Source organism: Asticcacaulis solisilvae (assembly GCF_052327315.1).
Lineage (GTDB): Bacteria > Pseudomonadota > Alphaproteobacteria > Caulobacterales > Caulobacteraceae > Asticcacaulis > Asticcacaulis solisilvae_B.
This window is the reverse complement of the sequence record NZ_CP166197.1, coordinates 72,523-97,138: the sequence shown is the minus strand read 5'-3', so window position 1 is coordinate 97,138 and position 24,616 is coordinate 72,523. Positions and strand designations below refer to the sequence as shown.

The 24,616-nt window shown below is 64.8% G+C and carries 17 protein-coding genes; 8 read left to right on the top strand and 9 right to left on the bottom strand.

Translation table 11 applies throughout. The features are described 5' to 3' along the window. Window positions 1-71 precede the first annotated feature (71 nt). The 4 genes from AB8717_RS19780 to AB8717_RS19765 all read right to left on the bottom strand — a co-directional run bounded on the left by AB8717_RS19780 (window position 72) and on the right by AB8717_RS19765 (window position 6,468). Window positions 72-3,209: a TonB-dependent receptor gene (locus tag AB8717_RS19780; protein WP_443751241.1), complete on the bottom strand. Its 3,138-nt coding sequence runs from the start codon at window positions 3,207-3,209 to the stop codon at window positions 72-74. 183 nt (window positions 3,210-3,392) lie between these two features. Further along, window positions 3,393-3,962 carry an RNA polymerase sigma factor gene (locus AB8717_RS19775; protein WP_443751240.1) on the bottom strand — a complete coding sequence of 190 codons (570 nt, stop codon included), beginning with the start codon at window positions 3,960-3,962 and terminating at the stop codon, window positions 3,393-3,395. 173 nt (window positions 3,963-4,135) lie between these two features. After that, complete coding sequence (locus AB8717_RS19770) at window positions 4,136-5,068, bottom strand: DUF4861 family protein (RefSeq protein ID WP_443751239.1); 933 nt, start codon at window positions 5,066-5,068, stop codon at window positions 4,136-4,138. Continuing rightward, window positions 5,065-6,468 carry a glycoside hydrolase family 88/105 protein gene (locus tag AB8717_RS19765; RefSeq protein WP_443751238.1) on the bottom strand — a complete coding sequence of 468 codons (1,404 nt, stop codon included), beginning with the start codon at window positions 6,466-6,468 and terminating at the stop codon, window positions 5,065-5,067. Before AB8717_RS19765 ends, AB8717_RS19770 begins: the two co-directional genes overlap by 4 nt. A gap of 188 nt (window positions 6,469-6,656) precedes the next feature. Here AB8717_RS19765 and AB8717_RS19760 point away from each other — a divergent pair, with 188 nt between their 5' ends. The 5 genes from AB8717_RS19760 to AB8717_RS19740 all read left to right on the top strand — a co-directional run bounded on the left by AB8717_RS19760 (window position 6,657) and on the right by AB8717_RS19740 (window position 14,892). Then, entirely contained in the window at window positions 6,657-8,255 is a 1,599-nt protein-coding gene (locus AB8717_RS19760; protein WP_443751237.1) for a rhamnogalacturonidase, read from the top strand. Then, complete coding sequence (locus tag AB8717_RS19755; RefSeq protein WP_443751236.1) at window positions 8,255-10,762, top strand: glycosyl hydrolase; 2,508 nt, start codon at window positions 8,255-8,257, stop codon at window positions 10,760-10,762. Before AB8717_RS19760 ends, AB8717_RS19755 begins: the two co-directional genes overlap by 1 nt. Continuing rightward, window positions 10,759-12,159: a glycoside hydrolase family 28 protein gene (locus AB8717_RS19750; protein WP_443751235.1), complete on the top strand. Its 1,401-nt coding sequence runs from the start codon at window positions 10,759-10,761 to the stop codon at window positions 12,157-12,159. The genes AB8717_RS19755 and AB8717_RS19750 overlap by 4 nt, the downstream gene beginning before the upstream one ends. Continuing rightward, window positions 12,156-13,412: a rhamnogalacturonan acetylesterase gene (locus AB8717_RS19745; RefSeq protein ID WP_443751234.1), complete on the top strand. Its 1,257-nt coding sequence runs from the start codon at window positions 12,156-12,158 to the stop codon at window positions 13,410-13,412. The genes AB8717_RS19750 and AB8717_RS19745 overlap by 4 nt, the downstream gene beginning before the upstream one ends. A gap of 103 nt (window positions 13,413-13,515) precedes the next feature. Beyond that, window positions 13,516-14,892: an amidohydrolase family protein gene (locus AB8717_RS19740; protein ID WP_443751233.1), complete on the top strand. Its 1,377-nt coding sequence runs from the start codon at window positions 13,516-13,518 to the stop codon at window positions 14,890-14,892. Here the strand turns inward: AB8717_RS19740 and AB8717_RS19735 are convergent. The 5 genes from AB8717_RS19735 to AB8717_RS19715 all read right to left on the bottom strand — a co-directional run bounded on the left by AB8717_RS19735 (window position 14,886) and on the right by AB8717_RS19715 (window position 21,545). Beyond that, complete coding sequence (locus AB8717_RS19735; protein ID WP_443751232.1) at window positions 14,886-16,484, bottom strand: glycerol-3-phosphate dehydrogenase/oxidase; 1,599 nt, start codon at window positions 16,482-16,484, stop codon at window positions 14,886-14,888. The two genes, AB8717_RS19740 and AB8717_RS19735, sit on opposite strands and share 7 nt — an antisense overlap. Further along, a complete protein-coding gene (glpK, locus tag AB8717_RS19730) occupies window positions 16,439-17,932 on the bottom strand; it encodes a glycerol kinase GlpK (RefSeq protein WP_443751231.1) in 1,494 nt (497 codons plus the stop codon). Before glpK ends, AB8717_RS19735 begins: the two co-directional genes overlap by 46 nt. 18 nt (window positions 17,933-17,950) lie before the next feature. Beyond that, window positions 17,951-19,579 carry an ATP-binding protein gene (locus AB8717_RS19725; RefSeq protein ID WP_443751230.1) on the bottom strand — a complete coding sequence of 543 codons (1,629 nt, stop codon included), beginning with the start codon at window positions 19,577-19,579 and terminating at the stop codon, window positions 17,951-17,953. Next, entirely contained in the window at window positions 19,576-21,060 is a 1,485-nt protein-coding gene (locus AB8717_RS19720) for an ATPase domain-containing protein (protein ID WP_443751229.1), read from the bottom strand. Before AB8717_RS19720 ends, AB8717_RS19725 begins: the two co-directional genes overlap by 4 nt. A gap of 134 nt (window positions 21,061-21,194) precedes the next feature. Further along, window positions 21,195-21,545 (bottom strand): L-rhamnose mutarotase, encoded by a 351-nt coding sequence (locus AB8717_RS19715; protein ID WP_443751228.1) that lies wholly within the window; start codon window positions 21,543-21,545, stop codon window positions 21,195-21,197. A 132-nt stretch (window positions 21,546-21,677) separates the two neighbouring features. Between AB8717_RS19715 and fucP the strand changes: the two genes are divergently transcribed. Genes fucP through AB8717_RS19700 form a run of 3 tightly spaced genes read left to right on the top strand, consistent with a single transcriptional unit; the run spans window position 21,678 to window position 24,604 of the window. Beyond that, on the top strand, window positions 21,678-22,958 hold the full coding sequence (gene fucP / locus AB8717_RS19710) for an L-fucose:H+ symporter permease (protein ID WP_443751227.1): 1,281 nt from the start codon (window positions 21,678-21,680) through the stop codon (window positions 22,956-22,958). Then, window positions 22,955-23,782: an amidohydrolase family protein gene (locus AB8717_RS19705; RefSeq protein ID WP_443751226.1), complete on the top strand. Its 828-nt coding sequence runs from the start codon at window positions 22,955-22,957 to the stop codon at window positions 23,780-23,782. The genes fucP and AB8717_RS19705 overlap by 4 nt, the downstream gene beginning before the upstream one ends. A 24-nt stretch (window positions 23,783-23,806) precedes the next feature. Continuing rightward, the gene (locus AB8717_RS19700) at window positions 23,807-24,604 is read left to right on the top strand and encodes an IclR family transcriptional regulator (protein WP_443751225.1); all 798 of its coding nucleotides are present in this window, start codon (window positions 23,807-23,809) and stop codon (window positions 24,602-24,604) included. The last annotated feature ends 12 nt before the right edge of the window (window positions 24,605-24,616 follow it).

Below are 24,616 nucleotides of genomic sequence, written 5' to 3'. Positions count from 1 at the left end.
CAAAGAAAAAAGCGAAGCCGGGTGGGAGTTGCACACCGGCTTCGCGAGGCACTGACCAAGGGAGTATGCGGTCAGAAGGTTCCGTGCAGGCTCAGCGTATAGGTCCGGCCGTCATAGTCGTTGGCGCGCGGCATCAGTTCCTCGTTCTGATACTGGGTGCGCCGCGCGTCGGTCAGGTTGAACGCATCGAGGCTGAGGCTGAAGCGCGCGTTGATATTGTACGAGGCCGAGATATCGAGCTGGCCGCGCGCGCCGACGATGCTGGGACCGCCCGAGAAGGTTGAGCCACCCGACAGGATATATTCGTCGCGATAGTTGTAGACCGCGCGGATGCCGAATTTCGGCGTCTCGTAGAAGGCGATGAAGTTGTAATTGTTCTTCGATACGCCCGGCAGGATGGCCTTCGACCCGTCCGGATTGCCGCCGGCGATGGTCGTATAGGAGTAGTTGAAGGCGCCGCCGAAATTCTTCCAGAAGCCCGGCAGGAAGTCGAGGTTCTGCTGGACGTTGAACTCGATCCCCGAGACGCGCAGCGGCCGCGGGCTGTTGTAATTGCCGCTGACCGCGACAGTGGCGGGCGTGCCGGTCGTCGTCGTCAGGTCGCTGACGCAGGCCGTGCCGTTCCACGACAGGTGACCCAGGCCCCACGCCGTGGCATCTGACGGGCAGATGGTGCTCTTGTCGGTCACCGCCGTGATGATGCCCTGGACATCCTTGCGGAAGAAGTCGATCGAGATCACGCCGTTCGGGCGGTTATACCATTCCAGCGAGAGGTCGTAGGAATTGGCGCGGTAAGGGTTGAGGCCCAGATTGCCCAGCGACACCGTAAAGCCCGTATTGGCCGAGCCCGACACGATGGTCGCCGGCGACACCTGGCGGGGCGACGGCCGCACAAAGGTAGCGTAGGCGGCGCCGCGCAGGACCAGGTCGTCGGTCAGATCCGCCGACAGCAGCAGCGACGGCAACAGGTTATGATAGCTGCGCTTGTGCACCGTGTTGACGAAGACGCCGGCCGAGTTCTTGTCGAGCGAGGTGATGGTGTTGTCGGTCTGCTCATAGCGCACGCCGGTATTGCCGCGCACGCGGATGCCGAAGAGATCGAACTTCAGCTTGGCCATGGTGTAGGCCGAGAAGATATCGTTGGCGTTGGTGAAGTTGTTGGAGAAGAACGAGCCGTTGGTCGGGTCGTTGATCCAGCCGGTGTCGGTCAGGGTTGCGCCCGCGGGCACGGTGACCGGCTGCAGCTTGGAGACCGCCGTATCGTAGTTGATGGTCTGCCAGTTGGTCAGGTAGCCGCCCGCCACGCCGCCGAAGAAGTCGCCGGCATAGTCGCTCTGGCGGACGAAGCTGTTGTCGATGTTCTGGTACTGCACACCCACGGCGCTGGTGCGATAGCCGTGCGAAAGGTACTTGTCCTGCTCGACGCGGGCGCCGAACTGCACGCTCGACACCCAGCCATAGTTGGCGAGATAGCGTTCGAGATCGACCTGGGCGGCGTTCAGCGTATTCTTCGCCGTACCCTGGCTGCCGGCGACGATGAAGATGTCGCCGTTGGGCGCGGTCAGCGACGGACCCGACGACACGCCCGACGTAAATTCGCCCGACGTGAAGGCGACCGCCGGATTCGGCGCGGTCAGCGACAGGGCGTAGTTTTCGATATTGTCGCCGCCCGAGAAGAAGCTGCCTGCCGTGCCGTTTCCGGCCGCTTTCGGCATGTTGCGGCCATCGAGCTGGGTCTGGTGGCTGTCGTTCTCGGCCTGCGACGCCGTCAGCACCGCCGACAGGCGCCAGTCGTCGCTCTTCCAGTCGGCGTTGGCGTTCAGGCCCCAGGTCTTTTCGACCAGTGGCTCCGAGCGGAACGAGTCGTATACGCTGGTGTTCGAGAAGGTGTACTGGTTGACGTAGTAGTTGCCATCCGCCAGCTTGAAGGGCGCCGACGTCGGGTTGATCACCGTCAGCGCGTTGCGCATGTCGATATCGATGATGTCGGTATAGTTCTTCTTCAGGTCGCGCTCGGTCAGGAAGCCGCTGACGCCCAGCTTGAGATTGTCGTTGGGCTTGTATTCGACGCCGCCCGCAGCGGTTACCAGCGTGCCTTCGTTATATTTGACGACCTGGCGGACGTCGGTCGGGGCAAACACGCCCGCCTTGGACAAAAGCCCTGTGCCACCGGTCGTGCACTGCTGGCCCGACGGGCAGGAGGCTGCCGCCGGCGCGTAATAGTCGGCATAGCGGCTTAGGAAGTTCGGCGTCGTGTTGGGGTTCAGCGCCGTATATTGCGGGAAGTTGATCGAGTCGCGGCGGAACTTCTCGTCCTTGAAGGCCACCACGCCGAACACGGCCAGGTCCGGACTGAAGTGCTTGTTGTAGCCGAGCGTAAAGGCCGGGCTGGAAAGCTTGCCGAGCGTGTCATATTCGTTCGACAGCTTGAAGAAGCCGCCGTCCTTGCGGCCCAGCGCCGGCGCGATCTGCAGGTCGACATTGCCGGACAGCCCACCCGGCTGATCGGCCGCCGACGGCGACTTGATGATCGAAATGGCCGAGAAGATATCGGAATTGAAAGCGCCGAGCGGCGTCGAGGAATCGAGAATCGGTTCGGCGAAAGCCAGGCCGTTCAGCGTCGTGCGCGCATAGGTGCCCGGCAGGCCGCGCAGGTTGATGGTGGCGTCGCGCGACCCGGCTTCGCGGTTGATCTGCACGCCCGGAATGCGCTGCACGGCTTCGCCGACATTGAGGTCGGGAAAGCGGCCGAGGCCGTCCGAAGAGATGGAGTCGGTGATGCCGACCGCGCTGCGCTTCATGCGCACGGCGTCGGCATAACTCTTCTTGAAGCCGGTGACGACGACGACCTGGTCGGAGGCAGGAACAGCGGGCGCTTCCGCGGACGCCGCGGTGCCGCCAGCCGCCTGGGCGCGGGCATTGATCACCAGCATGGCGCCGTTCGCGTCGGTGCGGATTTCCAGGCCCTTGCCGTCGACCAGGCGCTGGAGGGCATCGCGCGGCTGGAAGCTGCCGGTGACGGCGTTCGTCGTGACACCATTGAGATCGGCGCTGGCAGCCAGGACCGGCTGTCCCGACTGGCGCGCGAAGTCCTTCAGCGCCGCGGCGGCCGGCTCGGCTGGAATGTTGAAACTCTTTTCCGCGCCTTGCGCGGAGGCGGTGCCGGCCGTGACGGCCAGGACGCTGACGGCGGCCATCAGGCCACCCATGAACATACCCCTATGCTTCGCATGCATGCGGCGTTTCCTCTCTTACCCGGTTCAGAGTTTTTTATGATGCGGGGCGGTTTGATCGCCCTCGGGTAAGGAAACACGCGCGGAGAGATTTTCCGCCATTCGGTGATAAGAAAAATTCACATTTATTATTAGACCGGCATCATGCTGCCGCGGGGACTATCCCGCGCGCTTCGCCTTGGCCTTGCGTACGGCGGCATAGTCGGCGATGCCGACCCGGGCGACCGTTTCGGAAATCAGGCTGAGGCCGCGCATCGTCTCTTTTTCGACGACGTTTTCGCTGACGCTGAGCGCTTTCGCCGTCTCGGCCTGCGACAAGCCGTAGACCTTGCGCAGGCGGAAGACTTCCTTGCAGCGTTCGGGCAGGTTGGCGATCAGGCCCAGCACCCATTTCAGCTCGGCGCGCGCCACGGTCACCTGTTCCGGCGACGGGCCGGCGTCGAAACCCGCCACCTCATCCATGTTCTGCACGGTGTCGATGCGCACGATGGCACGGCGGCGCAGGCGGTTGATGATGAGGCTGCGCGCCACCTGGTAAAGATAGGCGCGCGGTTCGCCGATATGGGCGACCGACGACAGGTTCAGCATGCGGCAATAGATGTCCTGGACAAGGTCGTCGACCTCATGCGCGTCGTTCAGCACGTTGCGCAGCCAGCCACGCAACTCCGCCTCGAACGGCAGAACGTTCGAGCTGACCCAGGCGACGATATCGGAAGTCCCGTCCTCCATAGCCTACCCCTGATTCCCGGTCCCCGGCCTTTTTATCATGCCGGCTGTTATGGCAACAGGATTAACCGTATCGTGGGATGCCGTCCATATATCCGGAACAAAGAACCGATAATCAGAACGAATATGTGGTACTTATATCGCGGTTTTGGCCGTACATCCCAGCATGTGGTAGGTTACGGCTTGAAGTCGGGCGTCTGCGCCCGGACATAGGCCAGCCAGTCGGCCTGGGTGCGGAAATCGAGCCCCTTGTCCCAGGCAGCGCCGGCATAATAGACGAACGGCTTGCCGGGCGTGACGGTGATCAGCACCAGGAAGTTGTCGGCGTCTTCCTTGACGTCCGCGATCATGGCCGGATCGACCATGACGGCGGTCGCCATCGTGCCCTTTTCCGGATCCGTCGGGCCCCACCAGATGAAGCGGCCCGTGGCGCGGTCGGCGGTGAAGGTGCCTTTTGTCTGGCCGGCGATCGGCTTCTTTTCGATGCCTATGCCGACGATCAGCGGCGCCTGGCTGTCCGAGCTGATGGTCGAGACCATGCGCGTGAAATTGGTGCCGACCGGCAGACTGAAACGGCGCGTTTCCCAGACCTTGCGGCTGACATCGACCGGCCACGGCGCGTAATCGACTTCGAAACTGGCTTCCTTGGGGCCGGGATTGAGGATGCGCGCCTTGATATAGTTGCGCGAGGTCCAAAGCTTGTTGTCGTACCAGATACCGAGCCCGCCCATGCCGCGCGTCGTGCCGACATCGTAGAAGTCGAGGCCTTCGCCGTGATAGTCATGCTGCTGGCCGGTATGCAGCTGGCGCTCCATGAAGGGCCAGCGGACATTCTTGCCCCAGGCGTCGAGGCCCGAACCGGACGGCGGCTCATAGGCTTCGAGCGCATGGCCATAAAGACGGTGGGCGATACGGTCGTTTTCCCACAGCACGTCGTCGTAACGGTAGGGCGCGATGCCGGCGAAGGCAGCCGGCGCCTTGGCGGCTTCGGTCGCTGGGGGCTCGACCGGCTTGACGATCTTCGGCATCGGCACCGGCTCAACCGCAAACGCCGGGGCAGCGAGACACAGGAATGCGGACGCAACAAGAAACTTGGGCAAAATGGTCATTTCACGTTTCCCTGTTTTTTGACCTTTGTACCCATATTATAGACGGGTGTATAGTCCGGATCGTCGCTGAGGGGGTCGTAGGCCAAGGCCTTGATCGCCTCGCGCTCCAGGACCTTGCGCTGTGCTTCCTTTTCCTCGGCCGGCGTCGACGGGGCGCGCGACGGCCCGATATCGGACGCCACCTGGGTCATGGCGGCGGGCGGCGTCACGGCCAGCGGCAGAGGCGACACGGGGTCGCTCAGCTTCGCCACTTCCGAGCCCGCCAGCAGATAGGCGCCGCTGGCATATAGTCCGATTGTTTCCCGCCTCGTCGGCACCGGCTGGTCGCCGCCGGTCTGCACCTGGCCGAGGATTCCGCCCGGCAGGATATAGTCGTGCAGGCCCGCCCAGGCGCGCGTCACATGCGGAAGGTAGGTCGCGCGGTCGAGCAGCCCGTGATTGATGCCGAAGGCGAGCGCAAAGGTGTCGAGCGCCGTGCCCGAAGTCTCGGCTTCCGGAAAGGCGCTGGTGTTGAGCAGGCTGGTGCGCCACAGGCCGTCGGGCTGCTGAAGGGTAATGATGCGCGCCGCCATCTGCTGGTAGACCTTCACATAGCGCGGGCGCGACGGAAAGTCGGCCGGCATGGCTTCGAGCAGCCGCGCCAGGCCCGCCAGCACCCAGCCTTCGCCGCGCGACCAGAAAATCTTCCTGCCCGACTCGTCCAGGCGCGTGACGAAGCGCTCATCGCGGGCGAACAGGTGTTCCTTGTCGTCCCACAGGCGGTCGTAGGTGCGCCACCACTGCACGTCCATGGCCTCGATATATTTGGGATCGCCGGTGATTTGCGACATGCGGGCATAGACGGCCGGCGCCATGAACAACGCGTCGCACCACCACCAGACAAGGCGCTTCGGCTGCGGGTCCTTGCGCAGGTACGGCACGGTGTAGTCGAGGCGCTGCTGCGTCGGCATCAGCACGCCCGGCAGGCCCTGGCGCAGGTAGAGGTCTTCATAGACGTCGCCCAGCGCCTGGTCGTCGGCATTGATCAGGTTGACGGGCGCCCCGCCGGTACGCAGGGCGAAGTTGTAGCGCTGCGCCACCTTCAGCGTATAATCCTGGACGTCGGGGGCGTCGGCCATGCGCGCCAGCCGGTTGGCGCCGATGAGAAATGTCGCCGACACCCAGTTGGGGCTGATCGCGCCGCCGCGTTCGCGCGCCGTGTCGGGCGCGGCGTCTATGGCCTTGAGGCGCGCCACTTCGGCGGAGGCCTCGCGCTTCATGGCGGCGATGACGTCGGCTGCGGGCGGGACGGTGTTCGGATCGAAGTGCGGCGGCGGCGTATCAAGGGCCTGGGCGTTGGCGGACGCCGCGAAAAAAAGCGCGGCGCCGGCCATTGCCAGGGTCGATTTCAGTTTGGACATGCGTTTCCTCTCCAGCCCCTTGAACGGCCTTTGTTTCAGATCATTTTCAATCACAATAACGCAAAATTTTGCATGTGTCCGCGCCGGACACCGCACTTTTTCACGTGCAATCGTCAACGGGCCGTCGCAGAATACGCCTATTCTTCGCAAAAAATAGACACGCCATATTAAAAATAGGGATTGGAAACATGCTGGATCGCCGCCGTCTGCTCGTGGCCGGAACCGGGCTGCTGAGCCTTGCTGCAACGGGTGCGCTTGCCAGGCCCCCGGCCAAATCGGCACCGCCCCTGCTGTCGCCGGGCCTGATCAATATCCGTGACTTCGGGGCGAAGGGCGACGGGGCCACAATCGATTCTCCGGCCATCGACCGCGCTATCGCAGCCGCTTCGGCGCGCGGCGGCGGGACCGTCTATTTCCCCGCCGGCACCTATGCCAGCTACACCATCCACCTCAAAAGCAGCGTCACACTCTACCTCGATCGCGGCGCGGTCCTGCTGGCGGCTTCTGTGCCGCTCGAAGGCACGACCAGCGGCGGCTACGACATGGCCGAGCCGCAGGACCCCGCCATCGAACCCTTCCAGGACTATGGTCATAACCATTGGAAGAATTCGCTGATCTACGGGGAAGGCCTGCACGACATCGCCATCCTCGGCGACGGCCTGATCTGGGGCAAGGGTCTCTCCCGCGGGCACAAGACCGACAAGGACCTGCCGCAAGCCGAACTGCCGGGTGTCGGCAACAAGGCGATCGCGCTCAAGAACTGCCACAACGTCCAGCTTCGCGATTTCTCGATCCTGAAGGGCGGGCATTTCGCGCTTCTGGCCACCGGCGTTGACAACATGACGATCGACAACCTGGTCGTCGATACCGACCGCGACGGCTTCGACATCGACTGCTGCCGCAACGTTCACGTCAGCAACTGCACGGTCAATTCGCCCCACGACGACGGCATCTGCCCCAAGTCGAGCTTTGCGCTGGGCTACGCCCGCACCACCGAGAACGTCACCATCGCCAACTGCTACGTCACCGGCAGTTACGAGGTCGGCTCTGTCATCGACGGCACGTTCAGGCTGTTCGACGAAAAGAACGGCGCCTGGCGGCTGGGGCGCATCAAGTGCGGCACGGAATCGAACGGCGGCTTCAAGAATATCGCCATCAGCAACTGCATCTTCGAAAAGTGCTGGGGCCTGGCGCTGGAAACCATGGACGGCGCGATCCTGGAAGACATCGCCGTCAGCAACGTCACCATGCGCGGCCTGGTCAGCGCGCCGATCTTCCTGCGTTTGGGCCGCCGCATGCGCGGACCGAAGGACGTCCCCATCGGCACGCTCAAGCGCGTCACCATCGACAACGTGACCTGCACGAGCAATTCCCCCTTCCCCATGATCCTGGCGGGCGTCGACGGCCACAGTGTCGAGGACGTCAGGATCAGCAATGTCTTCTTCGACCAGCCGGGCGGCGGCGACGCGGCCATGGCGGCGCTCCTGCCGCCCGACAACGAGGACAAGTATCCCGACCCGAACATGTTCGGTCCTCTGCCGGCGACGGGGCTGTTCGCGCGCCATGCCAGGAATGTCGAGCTGAGCCACGTCGAGGTGACGGTGCGCGCCCCCGACGCCCGGCCGGCCGTGTGGCTGAAGGACGTCGATGGCTTCGACGCCACCTTCGTCAAGTTCCCGTCGGGCGCGCCCAACTTCGCCTTCGACGGCGTCAGGGGCTTCCGCACCTTCGGCAGCCGCAATGTGCCGGACAAGACGATCGACAGCATCGACAAGGGTGGGTTCTGATGCGGGCGGCGTGGCTCGCGCTCCTGCTGGCCGTGGCGGCACCGGCCGGCGCCGGAACGCTGGCTGACGGTTTCGCCAGCCCGCCGCCCGAGGCGCGACCGTTGGTGCGCTGGTGGTGGTTCGGCGGTCACGTCGAATCGAGCGAGATCGTCCGCGAAATCAAGGCGATGAAGGCCGGCGGTTTCGGCGGTTTCGAGCTGCAACCCGTCTATCCGTTGAGCGTGGAGGGCAATACGCCCTATCTGTCGGATGATTTCCTGAAGGCCGTGCGGCTGGCCAACGATACAGGCCGTGCCGAAGGCCTGCGCGTTGACCTGACGCTCGGCTCGGGCTGGCCCTATGGCGGGCCGCATATCACGCCGGACCTCGCTTCGGCGCATATCCGCATGGTCAGCCTTACGAATGACACCGGTGACGTAGCCCTGCCCGCGCTGACCGCCGGCGAGCAAAGGGTCGCGGCGTTTGCCGGCGCCGACCTTGCCTCGGCACAGCCTGTCGCCATCACTGGCGACCACGTCACTGCGGCGAAGGGCACCACCGTCTTCCTGTTCGTCCAGTCGCCCACCGGCCAGCAAGTCAAGCGCCCGACAGTCGGCGCCGAAGGCTATGTCCTCGACCACATGAATGCCGAGGCCGTGCAGACGCATCTGCACGCCGTCGCCGACCGGCTGATGACCGCCTTCGCCGAGCCGCCGGCCGCCGTCTTCAGCGACAGCCTGGAGGTCTACGGCGCCGACTGGACGGGCGACCTGTTGGCCGAGTTCAAAAAGCGCCGGGGCTACGATCTTGCGCCCCTGCTCCCGGCCCTGTTCACCAACCGCCCCGACAGCGCCAATGTCCGCCGCGACTGGGGCCTGACGCTACAGGAGCTGGTCGAGGATCGCTACCTCAAGCCCGTTGAGGCGTGGGCGAAGGCGCACGACACGAAATTCCGCGCCCAAATCTATGGCTTCCCGCCGGTCGCCCTGTCGTCGCAGCGCCTGATCGACCTGCCGGAAGGCGAAGGCGCCGACTGGCGGCGCTTCACCACCACGCGCTGGGCGTCGTCGGCCAACCACGCTTATGGCAATCCGGTGACCTCGGCGGAAAGCTGGACCTGGCTGCACGCCGGCGCGTTTCGGGCCACGCCGCTCGATATCAAGGCCGAGGCCGACACGCTGATGCTGGAGGGCGTCAACCAGTTCGTCGCCCACGGCTGGCCCTATTCGCCACCAGAGGCGGGCGAGCCGGGTTGGGCGTTTTACGCCGCCGCCGTGTTCAACGACCATAATCCGTGGTGGGGCGTCATGCCCGATGTCACCCGTTATCTCACCCGCATGAGCTACCTGCTGCGCCAGGGCGAACCCGTCGCCGATGTTGCGATCTTCCTTCCGGAAGACGATGCGCTGGCCCATATCACGCCCGACAAGGCGACGATCAATGGCCAGATGGACGCCTATGTCACGCCCGGGCTGACGGCGCAGATTCTCGATGCCGGATATAATTTCGACTATGTCGATACGGCTTCGATCGCCGCCAAGGGCATCGGCCATCGCGTGCTGATCCTGCCGAAGGTCACGCGCCTCGATGCCGACAGCCAGAAGGCCATCGCCGATTTCGCGCAAAAAGGCGGGATCGTGCTCAGCGTGGATAGCGGGACCACCGGCCGTCAGATCGCCGAGGCAAAGGTCGGCGAGACGTTGAAATCTTTGACGCCGCCCGATGTATCGGGCGCCCCGCAAGGCGTGGGCTTCGTGCACAGGAAGCTGGCCGACGGCGATCTCTACTTTGTTGCCAACACAAGCAATCAGACCGTGACGATGACGCCGGCATTCCGCGCCGCCACTCCGGTCGCGCAACAATGGGACGCGCGCACCGGAACGGTCCGCCGTTGGACGCCCGGGCAAAACGTGACGCTGGCGCCATACGAATCGCGCGTCTTCGTCTTTGGTGCGGCGGCGTCCGCGCCTGCGACCAGGACCGCCGCCGTCAAGGCGCAGCACAAGGTCCTGGCCGGCGGCTGGACGATCGCCCTTGCCGATAACCCCGCGCATCCCGTCACGGCATTGTCGTCGTGGACGGACAATTCCGACACGGCGCACTATTCCGGTACAGCAATTTACAGCCGTGATGTCGTGCTTTCGCGCAACGATATTGCGGCGGGCCTGACGGCGCTCGATTTCGGTTCGGGCACGGTGGTCGTCCCCCAGGGTAAGGTCCCGGGCACGCAAGCCTTCCTCGATTCGCCCGTACGCGAAATCGCAGAGGTCTTTGTAGATGGCAAGCGGGCCGGATCGGTATGGAGCGCCCCCTTCACCGTCAGCCTGAAAGGCCTGGTCCATCCGGGGACCAACCACATTGAGATCCGCGTATCAAACACCGCGATCAACGAACTGGCCGGCCGCCCCAAGGCCGACTATTCGGCGCTCAAGGCGAAGTACGGCGAGCGCTTTACGGCGCAGGGCATGGACAATCTCCAGCCCCTGCCGTCGGGTCTGCTCAGTGCCCCTGCCCTGGTGACCGAATGAAATACGTTTCCCTTCTTCTGGCGCTCACCTTCGCCCTGCCCGCGCACGCCGAAGTCAATCCCGCCGCGCCGCACGGCATATCCGCCGCCACCGTCAACGCCCGCGATTTCGGCGCCAAGGGCGACGGCACGACCGACGACACCGCAGCGCTCCAGGCCGCTATCGACGCCACCGCCGCCAAACAAGGCACGCTCAACATTCCCGCAGGCACCTATCTGACGGGCTCGCTGTTTCTGAAATCGGGCATGGAGCTCCACCTCGACAAGGGCGCTACCCTGACCGGCCGCCAGACGCTCGACGCCTATCCGCGCCTGCCGACCCGGATCGCCGGGATCGAGATGACGTGGCCGGCAGCGCTGATCAATGTCTACGGCCAAAGCGATGTGCGCATTTCCGGCGAAGGCACGATCGACGGCAACGGCAAGATGTTCTGGGACGGCTACCGCACCCTGCGCCAGGGCTATGAGCCCAAGGGCCTGCGCTGGGCGTCGGACTACGACGCCGAACGGCCGCGCCTGATCCAGGTCTACAATTCGGCCCGCGTCGATCTGGGTGGCGGCCTGAATCTGATCCGTTCTGGCTTCTGGACGGTGCAGCTTGTCTATTCGCACGACGTGCACGTATCGGGCGTGACGATCCGCAACAATATCGACGGCAAAGGGCCTTCGACCGACGGTATCGATATCGATTCCTCGCACGACGTCCTGGTCGAAAACGCCGATATCGACGTCAACGACGACGCCCTGTGCCTCAAGGCCGGGCGCGATTCCGACGGCCTGCGCGTCAACCGCCCGACCGAGCACGTCGTGGTGCGCAATTCGACGATCCGTGCTGCGGCGGCCGGCATCACCTTCGGCAGCGAGACGTCCGGCAGCATCCGCGACGTCGAGGTCTATGGCCTGAAGGTGCTGGGTCCCGTCGGCAGCGGCATCTGGTTCAAGTCGGCGCATACGCGCGGCGGCACGGTATCCAACATCCGTATCCACGATCTCGATATCGCAGGCGCCCGCGCCGCCGTGCGCGTCGAACTCAACTGGAACCCGTCCTACAGCTACGCCACCATCCCCGCCGGCACCGATCCCGTGCCTCCGCACTGGCAGGCGCTGGCGACGCCGGTCCCCGCCGACAAGGGCATGCCGCACGTCCACGATATCGATATCCGCAATGTGAAAGCGGTGGCCCAGACCGCCTTCAGCATCGAGGCCTATGCCGGGGCACCGCTCGAAAACCTGCGCCTCGACCACGTCGAGATCACCGCCGATACCGCCGGGTCGATCAGCCATGTGCGCGGCATGGTGCTGACCAATTCCAAGGTCGTCGTCCGCGATCCGAAACCCGTCGCGCTCGACGATGCCCAGATCACCGGCCTTACCCTCACCCCGGAAATGAAACCATGAAGCCCCTCTATCTGTCCGCCGCCCTTGTGTTTCTGGCCTCGCCGGCTTTTGCCCAGTCGCATCGCGACTTCGTCTTCGGCACGGATGCCGAGCTGCCCGCCGGCGCGGCCCGCGTCGATAACGCTTACGACACAGCGCATGGCTACGGCTTCGAAGGCGACGCCCCGGCGATTGGCGCGACCAGCGCCGGGGGCAACCCCTTCTTCTTCAGTTTCGATGCGCCCGAAGGCAATTACCGCGTGACGGTGGCGCTGGGCGGCGACCAGGCCTCCGACACCACCGTCAAGGCCGAGCTGCGCCGGCTGATGCTCGAGACCGTCGCGGTGCCCGCCAATGGCAAGACGACGCAAAGCTTTGTCGTCAATGTGCGCACACCGCTTATGCCCGACGGCACGAGCGTCAAGCTGAAAGCGCCGCGCGAAAGCGAGACCGAAGGCCGCGCCTGGGACAGCCGCATCACGCTCGAATTCGACGGCAATCCAGCGGTTCGTGAAGTGAGCGTCGAACCCGTCACCGTGCCGACCATATATCTTCTCGGCGACTCGACGGTCTGCGATCAGTCGGGCGAGCCCTATGCCAGTTGGGGCCAGATGCTGCCGCGCTTTTTCAAGCCGGTTGTGGCGATCGCCAATCACGGCGAATCGGGCGAGAGCGTATCGTCCAGCATCGGCCGCGGCCGCTTCGACAAGATCCTGTCGCTGATCAAGCCGGGCGACGTCTTTATCGTCCAGTTCGGCCATAACGACATGAAGGAAAAGGCCAAGGACCCGGACGCCGCGCAAAAATACAAGGCCGGGCTGATCGACTGGGCGACGAAGGTCAAGGCGAAGGGTGCTACCGCCGTCATCGTCACGCCGATGAACCGCCACACGTTCGAGAACGGCATCGTGGTCAACAGCCTCGAGGACTATCCGCAGATGGCGCGCGAAGCCGCGCAGGCCAGCGGCGCCGTGCTGATCGATCTCAATGCCGAGAGCAAGGTGCTGTACGAGGCGCTCGGCGAAAAGCCGTCCCTGGCCCTGTTCGAGCATACGTCCGACTACGCCAAGGTCGACATGACGCACCACAGCCCCTATGGCGCCTACGAGCTGGCCAAGATCGTCGTCGAGGGCCTGCGCGCCAATCATCTCAGGGTGGCCGAAGCGGTGACAGATGGCCTGCCGCATTTCGATCCCGCACACCCTGATCCGGAAAGCAGCTTCAAGGTCCCGCCGAGTGTGACCTTTGCGGCGGCCAAGCCGTTCGGGAGCTGACACAGGCCTTGACAGGCGGTCGTTACTATCGTCACCGTATCGCTGGAAACGGGTATTCTTCCACCTGACCCGCACCATTCCAGATCCAGTGCCGGAGACTTCCATGCGCGTATCACCCGTGGGTCCGCTGACGGGCCTGACGATCCTGGTCCTTGCTTTCGTCGCAGGGTCTGCCTTGGCGGCGCCCCCCGCGCCCGAACGCGTCCTTTACCGCGACGCCACCCTGATCGATCCGGCAACGGCCACGGCGCTGCCGCACATGGACGTGCTGGTCGATGGTGAGCGAATTACCGCAGTGTTTTCCGACAGCGCCCTCGCCACGGAAAAAGCCAAGGCCCGTGTCGTGGACCTGTCCGGTCGCTACCTGATGCCCGGCCTTATCGACTCGCACGTCCATCTGGCCACGCCGCCCAACCAACGCCAGGCCCAGGCCGTGCTGCGGCGTGACCTCTATGGTGGCGTGACGGCGGTGCGGGACATGGCGGACGACCTGCGTCCGGTCGGCGAATTGACCCGCGAGGCGCTTGTCGGTGACATCCCCGCGCCCGACATCTATTACGCCGCGCTGATGGCCGGCCCCGCCTTCTTCACCGATCCGCGCACGGCCGAAACCTCGGTCGGCGGCGTCAACGGCACCCTGCCGTGGATGCAGTCGGTCACGCCCGAAACCGACCTGCCGCTGGCCGTGGCGCGGGCCCGCGGCACCAATGCCACGGCAATCAAGCTCTATGCGGCGCTGACGCCCGCCCTGGCACAACGCATTACAGCCGAAGCCCATCGGCAGGGCCTCAAGGTCTGGGCGCACGCCACCCTCTACCCGGCCAAACCCTCCGAAGTCGTCGTCGCCGGTGTCGATGCCGTCTCCCATGCCTGTCTGCTGGTGCGTGAACCCGACGCAACCGTGCCGGCGTTCGGCCAGCCCAGGCAACCGGCCAACCTCGACCGCGTCCGCCACGGCGACAATCCGGCGTTGGCGCGCCTGTTTGCGACGATGAAGCAGCGCGGCACCATTCTCGACGCGACGCTGTGGACCTATGCCCCGCCTCCGCCCGGCGCCGCGCAAGCTGCGGACATGCCGCCGCTGACACCCGGCAGCTGCGACGACGTCGTGGGTGGCGCGATTGCCGGCCAGGCCTTCCGCGCTGGCGTAGCGATATCGGCGGGCACGGACAATATCGCACCGTGGACCGACCCCTGGCCCGATCTGTTTCATGAGCTTGACGACCTTCATACGAAGGCCGACATGCCGATCGCCGCCGTGCTATCGTCTGCGACGGCCGTCAGTGCCCATGCTGCCGGACAGGATAAGGAGATGGGTGAAATCGTACCCGGCAAGCTGGCCAACATGATCGTGCTGACAGCCAATCCGCTCGACGATCTCGGTAACCTCAAAAGCCTGATCCTGACGATCAAGCGCGGCCGCGCCTATCCACGGCAGGACTTCGTCCCGCTTGGCAAGGACGACATCACCGACTACTGAGGCGCGACCAGATACCCCTTCGCCAGTTCCCTAAACGCCACCACCTGCGCCGCCTGCCAACCGGCGTCGCGGTCCAGCGCTTCGGCCATCAGTTCAGCGACGCGGGGTGCCATGGTGACGGCGGCATGAGCATCGAGCAACAGCGCGCGCAACCGTCGTGCCAGCACGTCCTCGACCGTGCGCGCCTGTTCGTAACGCACGGCCCAGCGGACCTCGGCCTCGACATAGGGCAGGTCGGGATGCAGCACTCGATCGCTGCCCGGCAGATCGCATACGGCGTGCGCATCCGAACCATAGACGCGCCAATGGTCATCCGACGCAGCGGCATCGTGGCCATGCAGATGGAGTGCCTCGGTGACGGATGGCGCGGTGTGTAATCCCCCGACGATTGCGGCGCGGTCAACCACGTCCTGCCCCATGCGGCGATAGGTCGTCCACTTGCCGCCAGTCAGCGTCACAAGCCCGCTGTCCGACACGCGGATCAGGTGATCGCGCGACAGCTTTTTCGTGTCTTCGCCGGGCGCCGCCTTGACCAGCGGCCGGAGGCCCGCGAACACGCTCAGGATATCGGCGCGTGTCGGCGCGGGGTCGAGATACGCCGCCGCCGTCCGCAGGATAAAGTCGATTTCCTGGTCCAGCGCGCGCGGCTCGACGGCGATATCGGGCACGGGCGTGTCGGTCGTGCCAAGCAGCGTCCGGCCATGCCACGGCACCGCGAACAGCACACGGCCATCCTCGGTTCTCGGCACCATCAGGGCCGTGTCGCCCGGCAGGAAGCGCCGGGGCACGACAAGGTGCACACCCTGGCTGGGCGACAGCAGCGGCTCGGCTGTCGGATCGTCGAGATGGCGCACACCGTCAGCGAAGATGCCGGTGGCGTTGATGACGACGCGGCCATGCGCGGTAAAGCGTTCGCCTGTTTCGCCGTCGCGCGCCTCGACGCCCGTCACGCGCCCGGCGCTCTTGGTCAGGCCGGTCACGGCGGCGGCATTCAACGCCACCCCGCCATGGTCTTCGAAGGTGCGCAACAAGGCCATGGCCAGGCGCGCATCGTCGAACTGGCCATCGAAATAAAGGACGCCGCCCTTAAGCCCCGCCCGCTTCAAGGTCGCCACCTGATCAAGCGCCTGCCTGCTCGACAAAAGCCGGCTGGGTTTCAGGTTCAACCGCCCGGCCAGGGCGTCATAGACCTTGAGGCCCGCGCCGTAGAAGGGCAGCCGCCAGCCCTGATAGGCCGCGACCAGGAACCCGAGGTCGTGCACCAGATGCGGCGCGTTGCGCTTCAACAGCCCGCGTTCGTGCAGCGATTCGTGCACCAGATGGATATTGCCCTGGGCGAGATAACGCACACCGCCGTGGATCAGCTTGGTCGAGCGGCTGCTGGTGCCCTTGGCGTAATCGTGCGCCTCCAGAAGCAGGGTGGAATAGCCGCGTGTGACGGCATCGACCGCCGCCCCGAGACCTGACGCGCCGCCGCCGATGATGATGACATCCCACACGCGGTCGGCGCGCGCAGCCTTCACAATGGCCCGGCGCGGATCGTCCATCAGGCGTCCGCCCAGTTCTGGCTGCGCGACACGGCCTTGCGCCATAGCGCCAGACGGCTTTCCCGGGCATCGGCGGAAATGGCCGGTTCGAAAACGCGATCGACCCGCCATTGCCCGCGCAGGTCGTCGGCGCTTGTCCACACACCGGTCGCCAGACCCGCCAGACAGGCTGCGCCCAGCGCCGTCGTTTCGGTGACCCTGGGCCGCACCACCGGCACCCCCAGCAGGTCGGCCTGGATCTGCATCAGCAGGTCGTTGCTGGCCGCGCCGCCGTCGACGCGCAGTTCATGACACGCAACCCCGCTGTCGGCCCGCATGGCGTCAAGTAGTTCCGCCGACTGGCACGCTATGGCCTCAAGTACGGCGCGCGCGATATGCGCTTTCGTCGTCCCGCGCGTCAGCCCGACGATCGTGCCGCGCGCATAGGCGTCCCACTGCGGCGCGCCCAGCCCGGTAAAGGCCGGCACGAAAACCACACCGCCGGTATCGGGCACCGACGCCGCCAGGGGCCCGACCTCGTCGCTCGACCGGATAATGCCAAGGCCGTCGCGCAGCCACTGCACGGCGGCGCCGGCGACAAAGACCGAGCCTTCGAGTGCATAGGTGCGTTTCCCGTCCACCTGCCAGGCCAGGGTGGTCAGGAGCCGGTTGCGGCTTTCTTTCGCTTCGCTTCCCGTATTCATCAGCAGGAAGCAGCCCGTGCCATAGGTGTTCTTGGCCATGCCGGGCTCAAGGCACGCCTGGCCGAAGGTCGCCGCCTGCTGGTCGCCCGCCATGCCGGCGATGGCGATGCGCGCGCCGAACAGGCCCTGCGCCGTCTCGCCATAGATCTCCGAATTACCGCGCACCACGGGCAGAAGCGCGCGCGGAATATTCAGAATACGGAGCAATTCGTCGTCCCACTGGCCGGTATGGATATCGAACATCAGGGTACGGCTGGCATTGCTGGCGTCGGTGACGTGCAATTCGCCGCCGCTCAGCCGGTTCAGCAGCCAGCAATCGACAGTGCCGAAGGCCAGGTCTCCCCGCTCCGCCCGCGCGCGGGCGCCATCGACGTGGTCGAGAATCCAGGCAAGCTTGGTGCCGCTGAAATAGGGATCGAGCAGCAGGCCGGTCTTTTTGCGAAACGTGTCTTCATAGCCGGCGGCACGTAAGTCGTCGCACATTCCCGCCGTGCGCCGATCCTGCCAGACGATGGCGTTGTGGATCGGCTTGCCCGTGGCGCGCTCCCATACCACCGTTGTTTCACGCTGGTTGGCGATGCCGATGGCGGCGATATCGCCCGCGACAAGACCGGCCGCCGCAATTGCCTCCTGCGACACGCCGATCTGCGTGCTCCAGATTTCATTGGCGTCGTGTTCGACCCGGCCGGGCTCGGGGAATATCTGGTTGAACGGCTTCTGCGCGACGGCCTTCACGGCGCCCGCAGCGTCGAAGACGATGGCGCGGCTCGACGTCGTGCCCTGGTCGAGCGCCAGGATATGGCTTTTCATGGGGGTCTTTCCCGCGATTCAGGCGTCGACGCTAATCCCGCCCGGCGCATTGAGCAACCGGGTGATCTTCGCCTGCAGGTCGCCCGGCGAGAACGGCTTCGAGATATAGTCGTCCATGCCGGCTTCGATGCAGCGGTCGCGCGCGCCGTCGAGCGCGTGCGCCGTCATGCCGATGATCGGGATGCGCTTAAGCCCGTGGCCCCGCTCATAGTCGCGGATGGCGCGCGTCGCCTGCAGACCGTCCATGGTCGGCATCTGCACGTCCATCAGTATCAGCACGTAGCGTCCCGTGCGCCACATGCCGACCGCCTGGCGGCCGTCTTCCGCGACATCGACCGTATAGCCGAACATCTCGGCGAAGGTCCGCGCCACCAGGACATTGGGCGCGTGGTCCTCGGCCAGCAGCAGGCAGCCAAGATGCGCCCGCGGTTCGATAACGCTTTCGGGCACGGAACCGGCCTTCCCGTCGGGCCCCGGCACCTCGACCCAAGGCAGGGTGACGGTAAAGGTCGCGCCCTCGCCCGCCCGGCTTTCGGCGACGATCGCGCCGCCCATCAACTCGGTCAGCCCCTTGCAGATAGCGAGCCCAAGGCCCGTCCCGCCGTACTGCCGCGTAATCGTGCTGTCGGCCTGGGTAAACTTCTGGAAGATGCGGTTGATTTTGCCGGCGTCGATGCCGACGCCTGTGTCCTTGACCGCCACGACGATACCGTCGCCGTCGCGGCGGGCGCGGATCAACACGCTGCCCGCCTGGGTAAACTTGACGGCGTTGCTGGCGAGGTTGGTGACGATCTGGCGCAACCTCGTCGGATCGCCGGCGAACCAGCGCCCGGCGACGTCCACGGCATCGACCGACAGGACCAGGGTTTTTTCCGACGCCTTGACCGACAGCATCGACGCGACTTCCGTCAGCAGCCGGTCGAGCTGAAAGGGAATGGTCTCGATCTCGATGCCGCCGGCCTCGATCTTGGCGACATCGAGCAGGTCGTTGATCAGCATCAGCAGGCTTTCGCCGCTGGTCTGCAGGGTGTCGATATACTTCTTCTGGTTGGCGCTCAGCGGCGAACTGCGCGCAAGGATGTGCGACAGGCCGATGATGGCGTTCATCGGCGTGCGGATCTCATGGCTGACATTGGCCAGGAATTCGCTCTTGGCCTGGTTGCCGGCATTGGCGCGCTCGACCGCTTCCTTCAGCGCCTCGGCCTGGCGGTTGCGTTCCGCGAGGTAGTCGCGGATGCCGTACTGCCGTTCGCGGTCGCGCAGGGCCGAGCGGATCGTGGTGACAAAGTTCGCCAGTTGCACCGGCCGCTTGATCAGCGTCATATGGCCGATCTCGGCCAGGCGGTCGATCGTCGTGGCCGTATCGGGGCCCGGCGGCGTCAACAGGATGACGGCGACGTCCGACCACTGCGGCTGGCGGCGCAGCACGTCGCGCAGGTTTGCGCCGCCGCCGGACAGGACATGTTCCTGCGACAACAGGACGGCGCCGGCGCCCGCCTCCAGTTCGCGGCACACCTGCGGAAGCGAATCGCAGATTTCGCAGACAATGCCGTTGCTGCGCAGGAGACGCACCGTCATGTCGCCGTCCTTGCGGGTCGGCGGCAGGATGAGGACACGGCGTTCGTACGTCTCCGCGGCGTCTGTCATTGGCTTGCCAGGTCGACCTTGTACGGCGTGCCGGTCAGCACGCCCTGGAAGTTCGACAACGGCTGGCCGATCGCAAAACCGGTGTCGCCGATCGAGAATTCGCGCAAGGTCCGCTCGTGCCTGCCGCTGCGCTTCTTGACCACCGAGATCAGTTGCTTGACCGCGCCTTCGGATTCGAAATAGCGGAACAGGATGACGTTGTCCGCCAGGTAGCTGGTGTCGATCGACGACATCATGGCGTTGCCGAGCAGGCCGAACTGCGCGACCACCAGGAAGGTCGTGACGCCGAGGTGGCCGAGATAGGTCAAAAGCTCGTGCAGTTGCACTGTCAGGAAGCGTTCTTCCGGCATGGCGTTGAGATAGCCGTTCAAGCTGTCGATGACGACGATCCTGGCCCTCCGCTGGCCGTCGCTGCCTTCGACCGCCTGCCTGAGGCGATGGCCGAATTCGCCCGGCGACAGTTCGGCCGGATCGACCGTGCGGATATCGATCAGCCCCGCGTCCAGGCCGCCGCGCAGGCCGATGCCGATGCCGTCGGCGCGCCGCAGCATGGTGTCGAGGCGTTCGTCGAACGAGAAGATGATGCTGCGCTCACCCTTGCGCGCCGCCTCGACGACGTACTGGAAGGACAGGGACGACTTGCCGACCCCGGCGGGGCCCAGCAGAAGCGTGCTGGTGCCGCGGTCGAGGCCGCCGCCCAGCAAGGCATCGACCTCGCCTATGCCGCTTGTGACGATGTCGGCTTCGACATCGCTCTTGTGCTCGGCGGCGACGATGCGCGGATAGACCTCAAGCCCCCCGCGGATAATGGTGAAATCGTGATAACCGCCGCGGTACTTCTGGCCGCGGAACTTGGAAATCTTCAGCCTGCGGCGCTCGGCGCCGTATTCGGGCGACAGCTGCTCCAGGCTGATGACGCCGTGGGCGATGCTTTCGACCTGCAGGTCGTCGTCGCCGGACGTCTTGTCGTCGAGGAAGAAGACGGTGCAGTCGCGGCCGGTGAAGAACTGCTTGAGCGCCAGGGTCTGGCGGCGGAAGCGCAACGCGCTTTGCGCGATCAGCTTGATCTCCGACAGCGAGTCGATAATGACGCGCGACGGATTGAATGTCTCGATCGCATCCATGATCGCCTTGGCCGTGACGGTCAGCTCGATTTCCGAAGGCTGGTACATGGTGTACTGACTGTCGGGATCGAGATCGCTGTCCTCTGCGATCAACTCGACGATCTCGACGCCGTCGAGGCTGAAGCCGTGCGAGGCAGCGGCCGAGATCAGCTCCTGGCGGGTTTCGGACAGGGTTACGTAAAGGACTTTTTCGCCCACCTTGACGCCTTCCAGCAGGAACTGCAGCGACAGGGTGGTCTTGCCGGAGCCGGGCTTGCCGTGCAGCAGGTAGACCCGGTTCGCCCGCAGTCCCCCGCCCAAAATATCATCCAGCTCCGCTATGCCGGTCTTGATCGTTTTGCTTTTCAGATCGTCCATATGTCCGCATCGTAAGGTTGCGCGGCCGCCTCCTAACCGCGACCTGTTCATGCACAGTTACAATGCTGGGCGCGGGCATAAAAATGCGATATGGTCGTCGATGTAGACGTACCAAGTCCTTATGCTGCCTCGGTTTAAGGCTGCTCCGACAGGGCGTAGATCTTCTCCATCCCGACCCACTTCTGGCCGGGCTTTGCGAACGGCAAGGCCTGTTGGAAATCCCACATCAGCTTTTCCCACGCCTGGACGTCGGCGCTTGCCGCGTCGGCTTCGGCCTTCTTCACCGAATCGAAATCCGGTCCCGGCGTCAGCAGCATGACCAGCCGGTTGCCCGCCAGGAAGATTTCCAGCGCTTCGATTCCGGCGTCGCGAATCGAGCGGTTGATGGCTGCGGGCACGGCGCCCGGCGCGTGCCATTTGCGGTAGCCGGCGATCGTTTCGGGGTCGTCCTTCAGGTCGAGGCAGTAGATCAGCGGTGCAGGCATGTTTCCTCCGTTTTGAGCAACAGTTTTTCACAATTCCCCGGTCGAGTAAATTTCATATTTGACGACCCTGTTCATATGTGATGTCCTCCCTGGCAAAAGCGGTGAAACGGCCGCGCGAGGAGACAAACGGATATGGCGTCATCGAACTCATCGGCGGGCGAAAAGTCTGGCCTGTGGCCGGTTATCCTGATCACGGCCCTGTTCTTTTTCTGGGGCATGGCCAACAACCTCAACGACATCCTGATCCCGCAGTTCAAGAAGGCGTTTTCGCTGACGAACTTCGAATCGTCGCTGGTCCAGTCGGCCTTCTATATGGGCTATTTCATCATGGCCTTGCCGGCCGGCTTCCTGATGCGGAAGTTCGGCTACAAGGCCGCTGTCGTCACCGGCCTGATCCTGTTCGCGACCGGCGCCTTCCTGTTCTTCCCGGCCGCCGAAATCCGCAAATACGCCTGGTTCCTGGGCGCGCTGTTCGTCATCGCGTCCGGCCTGGCCTTCCTGGAAACCTCGGCCAATCCGCTGATGACGATCCTGGGCGACCCGAAGCGCGCCGCCTTTCGCCTCAACCTGGCGCAGTCCTTCAACCCGCTGGGCTCGCTCGTCGGCATCTGGGTCGGCAAGACCTTCATCCTGTCGGGCATCGAAAAGCTGAACTCGACCGCCGACTTCGTGCGCGAAGCCAAGGCCGTGCAGGTGCCTTACCTTATAATCGGCTGCGTCATCATCGCCTGGGCCGTGCTGGTCGCCTTCAGCAAGTTCCCCAAGGCCGCGACCACCGACGTCCACGCGGCCGACGATGCGAAACTGGGCGCCTTCCAGGCCATCGGCGGCCTGTTCAGGCATGGCCATTTCCTGGTCGGCGTGCTGGCGCAGTTCTTCTATGTCGGCGCGCAGGTCGGCGTGTGGAGCTACACCATCAAGTACGCCCAGGCCGAGATCGGCCTGACCGACAAGGCTGCGGCCGACTACGTCTTCGCCTCGCTGGTCCTGTTCTGGATTGGCCGCGTCGTCGGCACGGCGCTGCTGCGCTTCCTGCCGGCCAGCCGCGTGCTGGGCGTCTTCGCCCTGATCAATATCGCCCTGACGGCGGTGGCGGCCACGATGGGCGGGCAGAACGGCCTCTACTGCATGGTTGCCGCGTCCTTCTTCATGTCGATCATGTTCCCGACCATCTTCGCGACTTCGGTGCGCGGCCTGGGCCCGCTGACCAAGACCGGCTCGTCCTTCCTGGTCATGAGCATTGTCGGCGGCTTCGTGCTGACCAATGCCATGGGCTGGATCGCCGACCTGGAAAGCATCAGGACGGCCATCTTCGTGCCGGTCGTGTGCTTCGTGGTCATCGCGCTCTATGGATTGCTCAGCAAGAAGACGGCTGAAGACGGCGGCGTAGCGCTCCCGGTTGGTGGCCATTGATTGTCGATTCGCACCAGCATCTGTGGCGGATCGGTCAAAACGGCCATGAGTGGCCGACGTCCGATCTGCCCGCCATCCACCGCGACTTCGTCACGGCCGATCTTGTGGCCGAAGCGGGCGCGGCAGGGGTCGACGCCACCGTGCTGGTGCAATCGCAGCCATCGGATGCCGACACCGACTGGATGCTCGATATCGCCGACGGCTCGCCGCTCATCCAGGGCGTGGTCGGCTGGGCCGACCTGGCCGCGCCGGACGCGCCTCAGCGGCTGGCGACCCTGGCGAAGCGGCCCAGACTCAAAGGCATCCGGCCGATGTTGCAGGGCCTGGCCGACGACCAATGGATTTTAAGCGATGCCGTCAGGCCGGGACTGGAAGCGCTTCTCAAGCTTGGTCTGCGCTTCGATGCGCTCGTGTTCACACGCCATCTGGCGGCGATCGACCGGCTGGCGAAAACCTTTCCGGACCTGCCGATCATTATCGACCACTGCGCCAAGCCGCCGATCGCATCGGACGACCTTCAGGGATGGCGCGAAGCCATCGCGCGGGTCGCCGACAACGCCAATGTCACGTGCAAGCTGTCCGGCCTGTTCACTGAAATGCGAGCCGGTCAAAACCCCGAGGATGCAACGCCTGTCGCCGATCACGTCTTGTCGGTCTTCGGAGCCGAGCGCCTGATGTGGGGCTCGGACTGGCCGGTCGTCCTGCTGCGCCGGCCCTACGGCGCCTGGCTCGACTGGACAAAGGCGTGGCTCGGCGGCAAAACAGCCGATATCCATACCGCCGTCCTGGGCAAGACAGCCCGACGCGTCTACGCTCTCCCCTGATTTCGACTCTTCTTGAGAAACACCATGTCCGCAGATACCGCTTCCACCGAAAAGGCTTCCGACAAGGCGCTTAATGACAAGGCGGGGAAATACCGCGCGCCGGCGCTGGAAAAAGGCCTCGATGTCCTGGAACTGCTGGCGTCGGCCCGCACGCCCCTGACCTTGTCGCAAATCTCGGCCCGGCTCGACCGCTCGGTCAGCGAGCTGTTCCGCATGGTCCAGGTGCTTGAGGCGCGCGGTTACGTGGCGGCCTCGACGCGCGCCGAAGGCTTCGAGCTGACCAACAAGCTGTTCTCGCTCGGCCTGTCGCGCGGCCCCAACCAGAACCTGCTGCTCAACGCTCTGCCGATCATGCAGCAGTTGAGCGAAGAGACGCGCCAGGCCTGCCACCTGGCCATCGCGTCGGACGACCGCATGGTTGTGGTGGCGCGCGTCGAGGCGCCCGGCGACCTCGGCTTTTCGGTCCGCGTCGGCTATCAGCGCCACCTCTGCCGCTCGACCTCGGGCCTGGTCATCTACGCCTTCCAGAAGCCCGACGTACGCCGCAAATGGAGCGAAACCCTGCGCCCGGCCCTGGCGCCCGACGAATGGTCAGCCTTCGAAACGCGCGCGGCCGACACGGTGGCCAAGGGCTATGTCGCGGCGAAGAGCGGCTATGCCGAAGGCATCACCGACATCTCCTGCCCGATCCGCAACGACGTCGCCGTCGTGGCGGCGCTGACCATGCCCTTCATCCAGTCGAGCGAGAGCGCGGGCATGGACGAGACCCTGGCCCACCTCAAGGCCGCCGCCGAAGCACTCAGCCGCGCACTGGGCGGATAGATTGCCAATAAA

Coding starts and splice junctions, on each gene's coding strand:
- AB8717_RS19780 (WP_443751241.1), bottom strand. CDS start 3,209: ATGGGTGGCCTGATGGCCGCCGTCAGCGTCCTGGCCGTCACGGCCGGC.
- AB8717_RS19775 (WP_443751240.1), bottom strand. CDS start 3,962: ATGGAGGACGGGACTTCCGATATCGTCGCCTGGGTCAGCTCGAACGTT.
- AB8717_RS19770 (WP_443751239.1), bottom strand. CDS start 5,068: ATGACCATTTTGCCCAAGTTTCTTGTTGCGTCCGCATTCCTGTGTCTC.
- AB8717_RS19765 (WP_443751238.1), bottom strand. CDS start 6,468: ATGTCCAAACTGAAATCGACCCTGGCAATGGCCGGCGCCGCGCTTTTT.
- AB8717_RS19760 (WP_443751237.1), top strand. CDS start 6,657: ATGCTGGATCGCCGCCGTCTGCTCGTGGCCGGAACCGGGCTGCTGAGC.
- AB8717_RS19755 (WP_443751236.1), top strand. CDS start 8,255: ATGCGGGCGGCGTGGCTCGCGCTCCTGCTGGCCGTGGCGGCACCGGCC.
- AB8717_RS19750 (WP_443751235.1), top strand. CDS start 10,759: ATGAAATACGTTTCCCTTCTTCTGGCGCTCACCTTCGCCCTGCCCGCG.
- AB8717_RS19745 (WP_443751234.1), top strand. CDS start 12,156: ATGAAGCCCCTCTATCTGTCCGCCGCCCTTGTGTTTCTGGCCTCGCCG.
- AB8717_RS19740 (WP_443751233.1), top strand. CDS start 13,516: ATGCGCGTATCACCCGTGGGTCCGCTGACGGGCCTGACGATCCTGGTC.
- AB8717_RS19735 (WP_443751232.1), bottom strand. CDS start 16,484: ATGGCGCAAGGCCGTGTCGCGCAGCCAGAACTGGGCGGACGCCTGATG.
- glpK (WP_443751231.1), bottom strand. CDS start 17,932: ATGAAAAGCCATATCCTGGCGCTCGACCAGGGCACGACGTCGAGCCGC.
- AB8717_RS19725 (WP_443751230.1), bottom strand. CDS start 19,579: ATGACAGACGCCGCGGAGACGTACGAACGCCGTGTCCTCATCCTGCCG.
- AB8717_RS19720 (WP_443751229.1), bottom strand. CDS start 21,060: ATGGACGATCTGAAAAGCAAAACGATCAAGACCGGCATAGCGGAGCTG.
- AB8717_RS19715 (WP_443751228.1), bottom strand. CDS start 21,545: ATGCCTGCACCGCTGATCTACTGCCTCGACCTGAAGGACGACCCCGAA.
- fucP (WP_443751227.1), top strand. CDS start 21,678: ATGGCGTCATCGAACTCATCGGCGGGCGAAAAGTCTGGCCTGTGGCCG.
- AB8717_RS19700 (WP_443751225.1), top strand. CDS start 23,807: ATGTCCGCAGATACCGCTTCCACCGAAAAGGCTTCCGACAAGGCGCTT.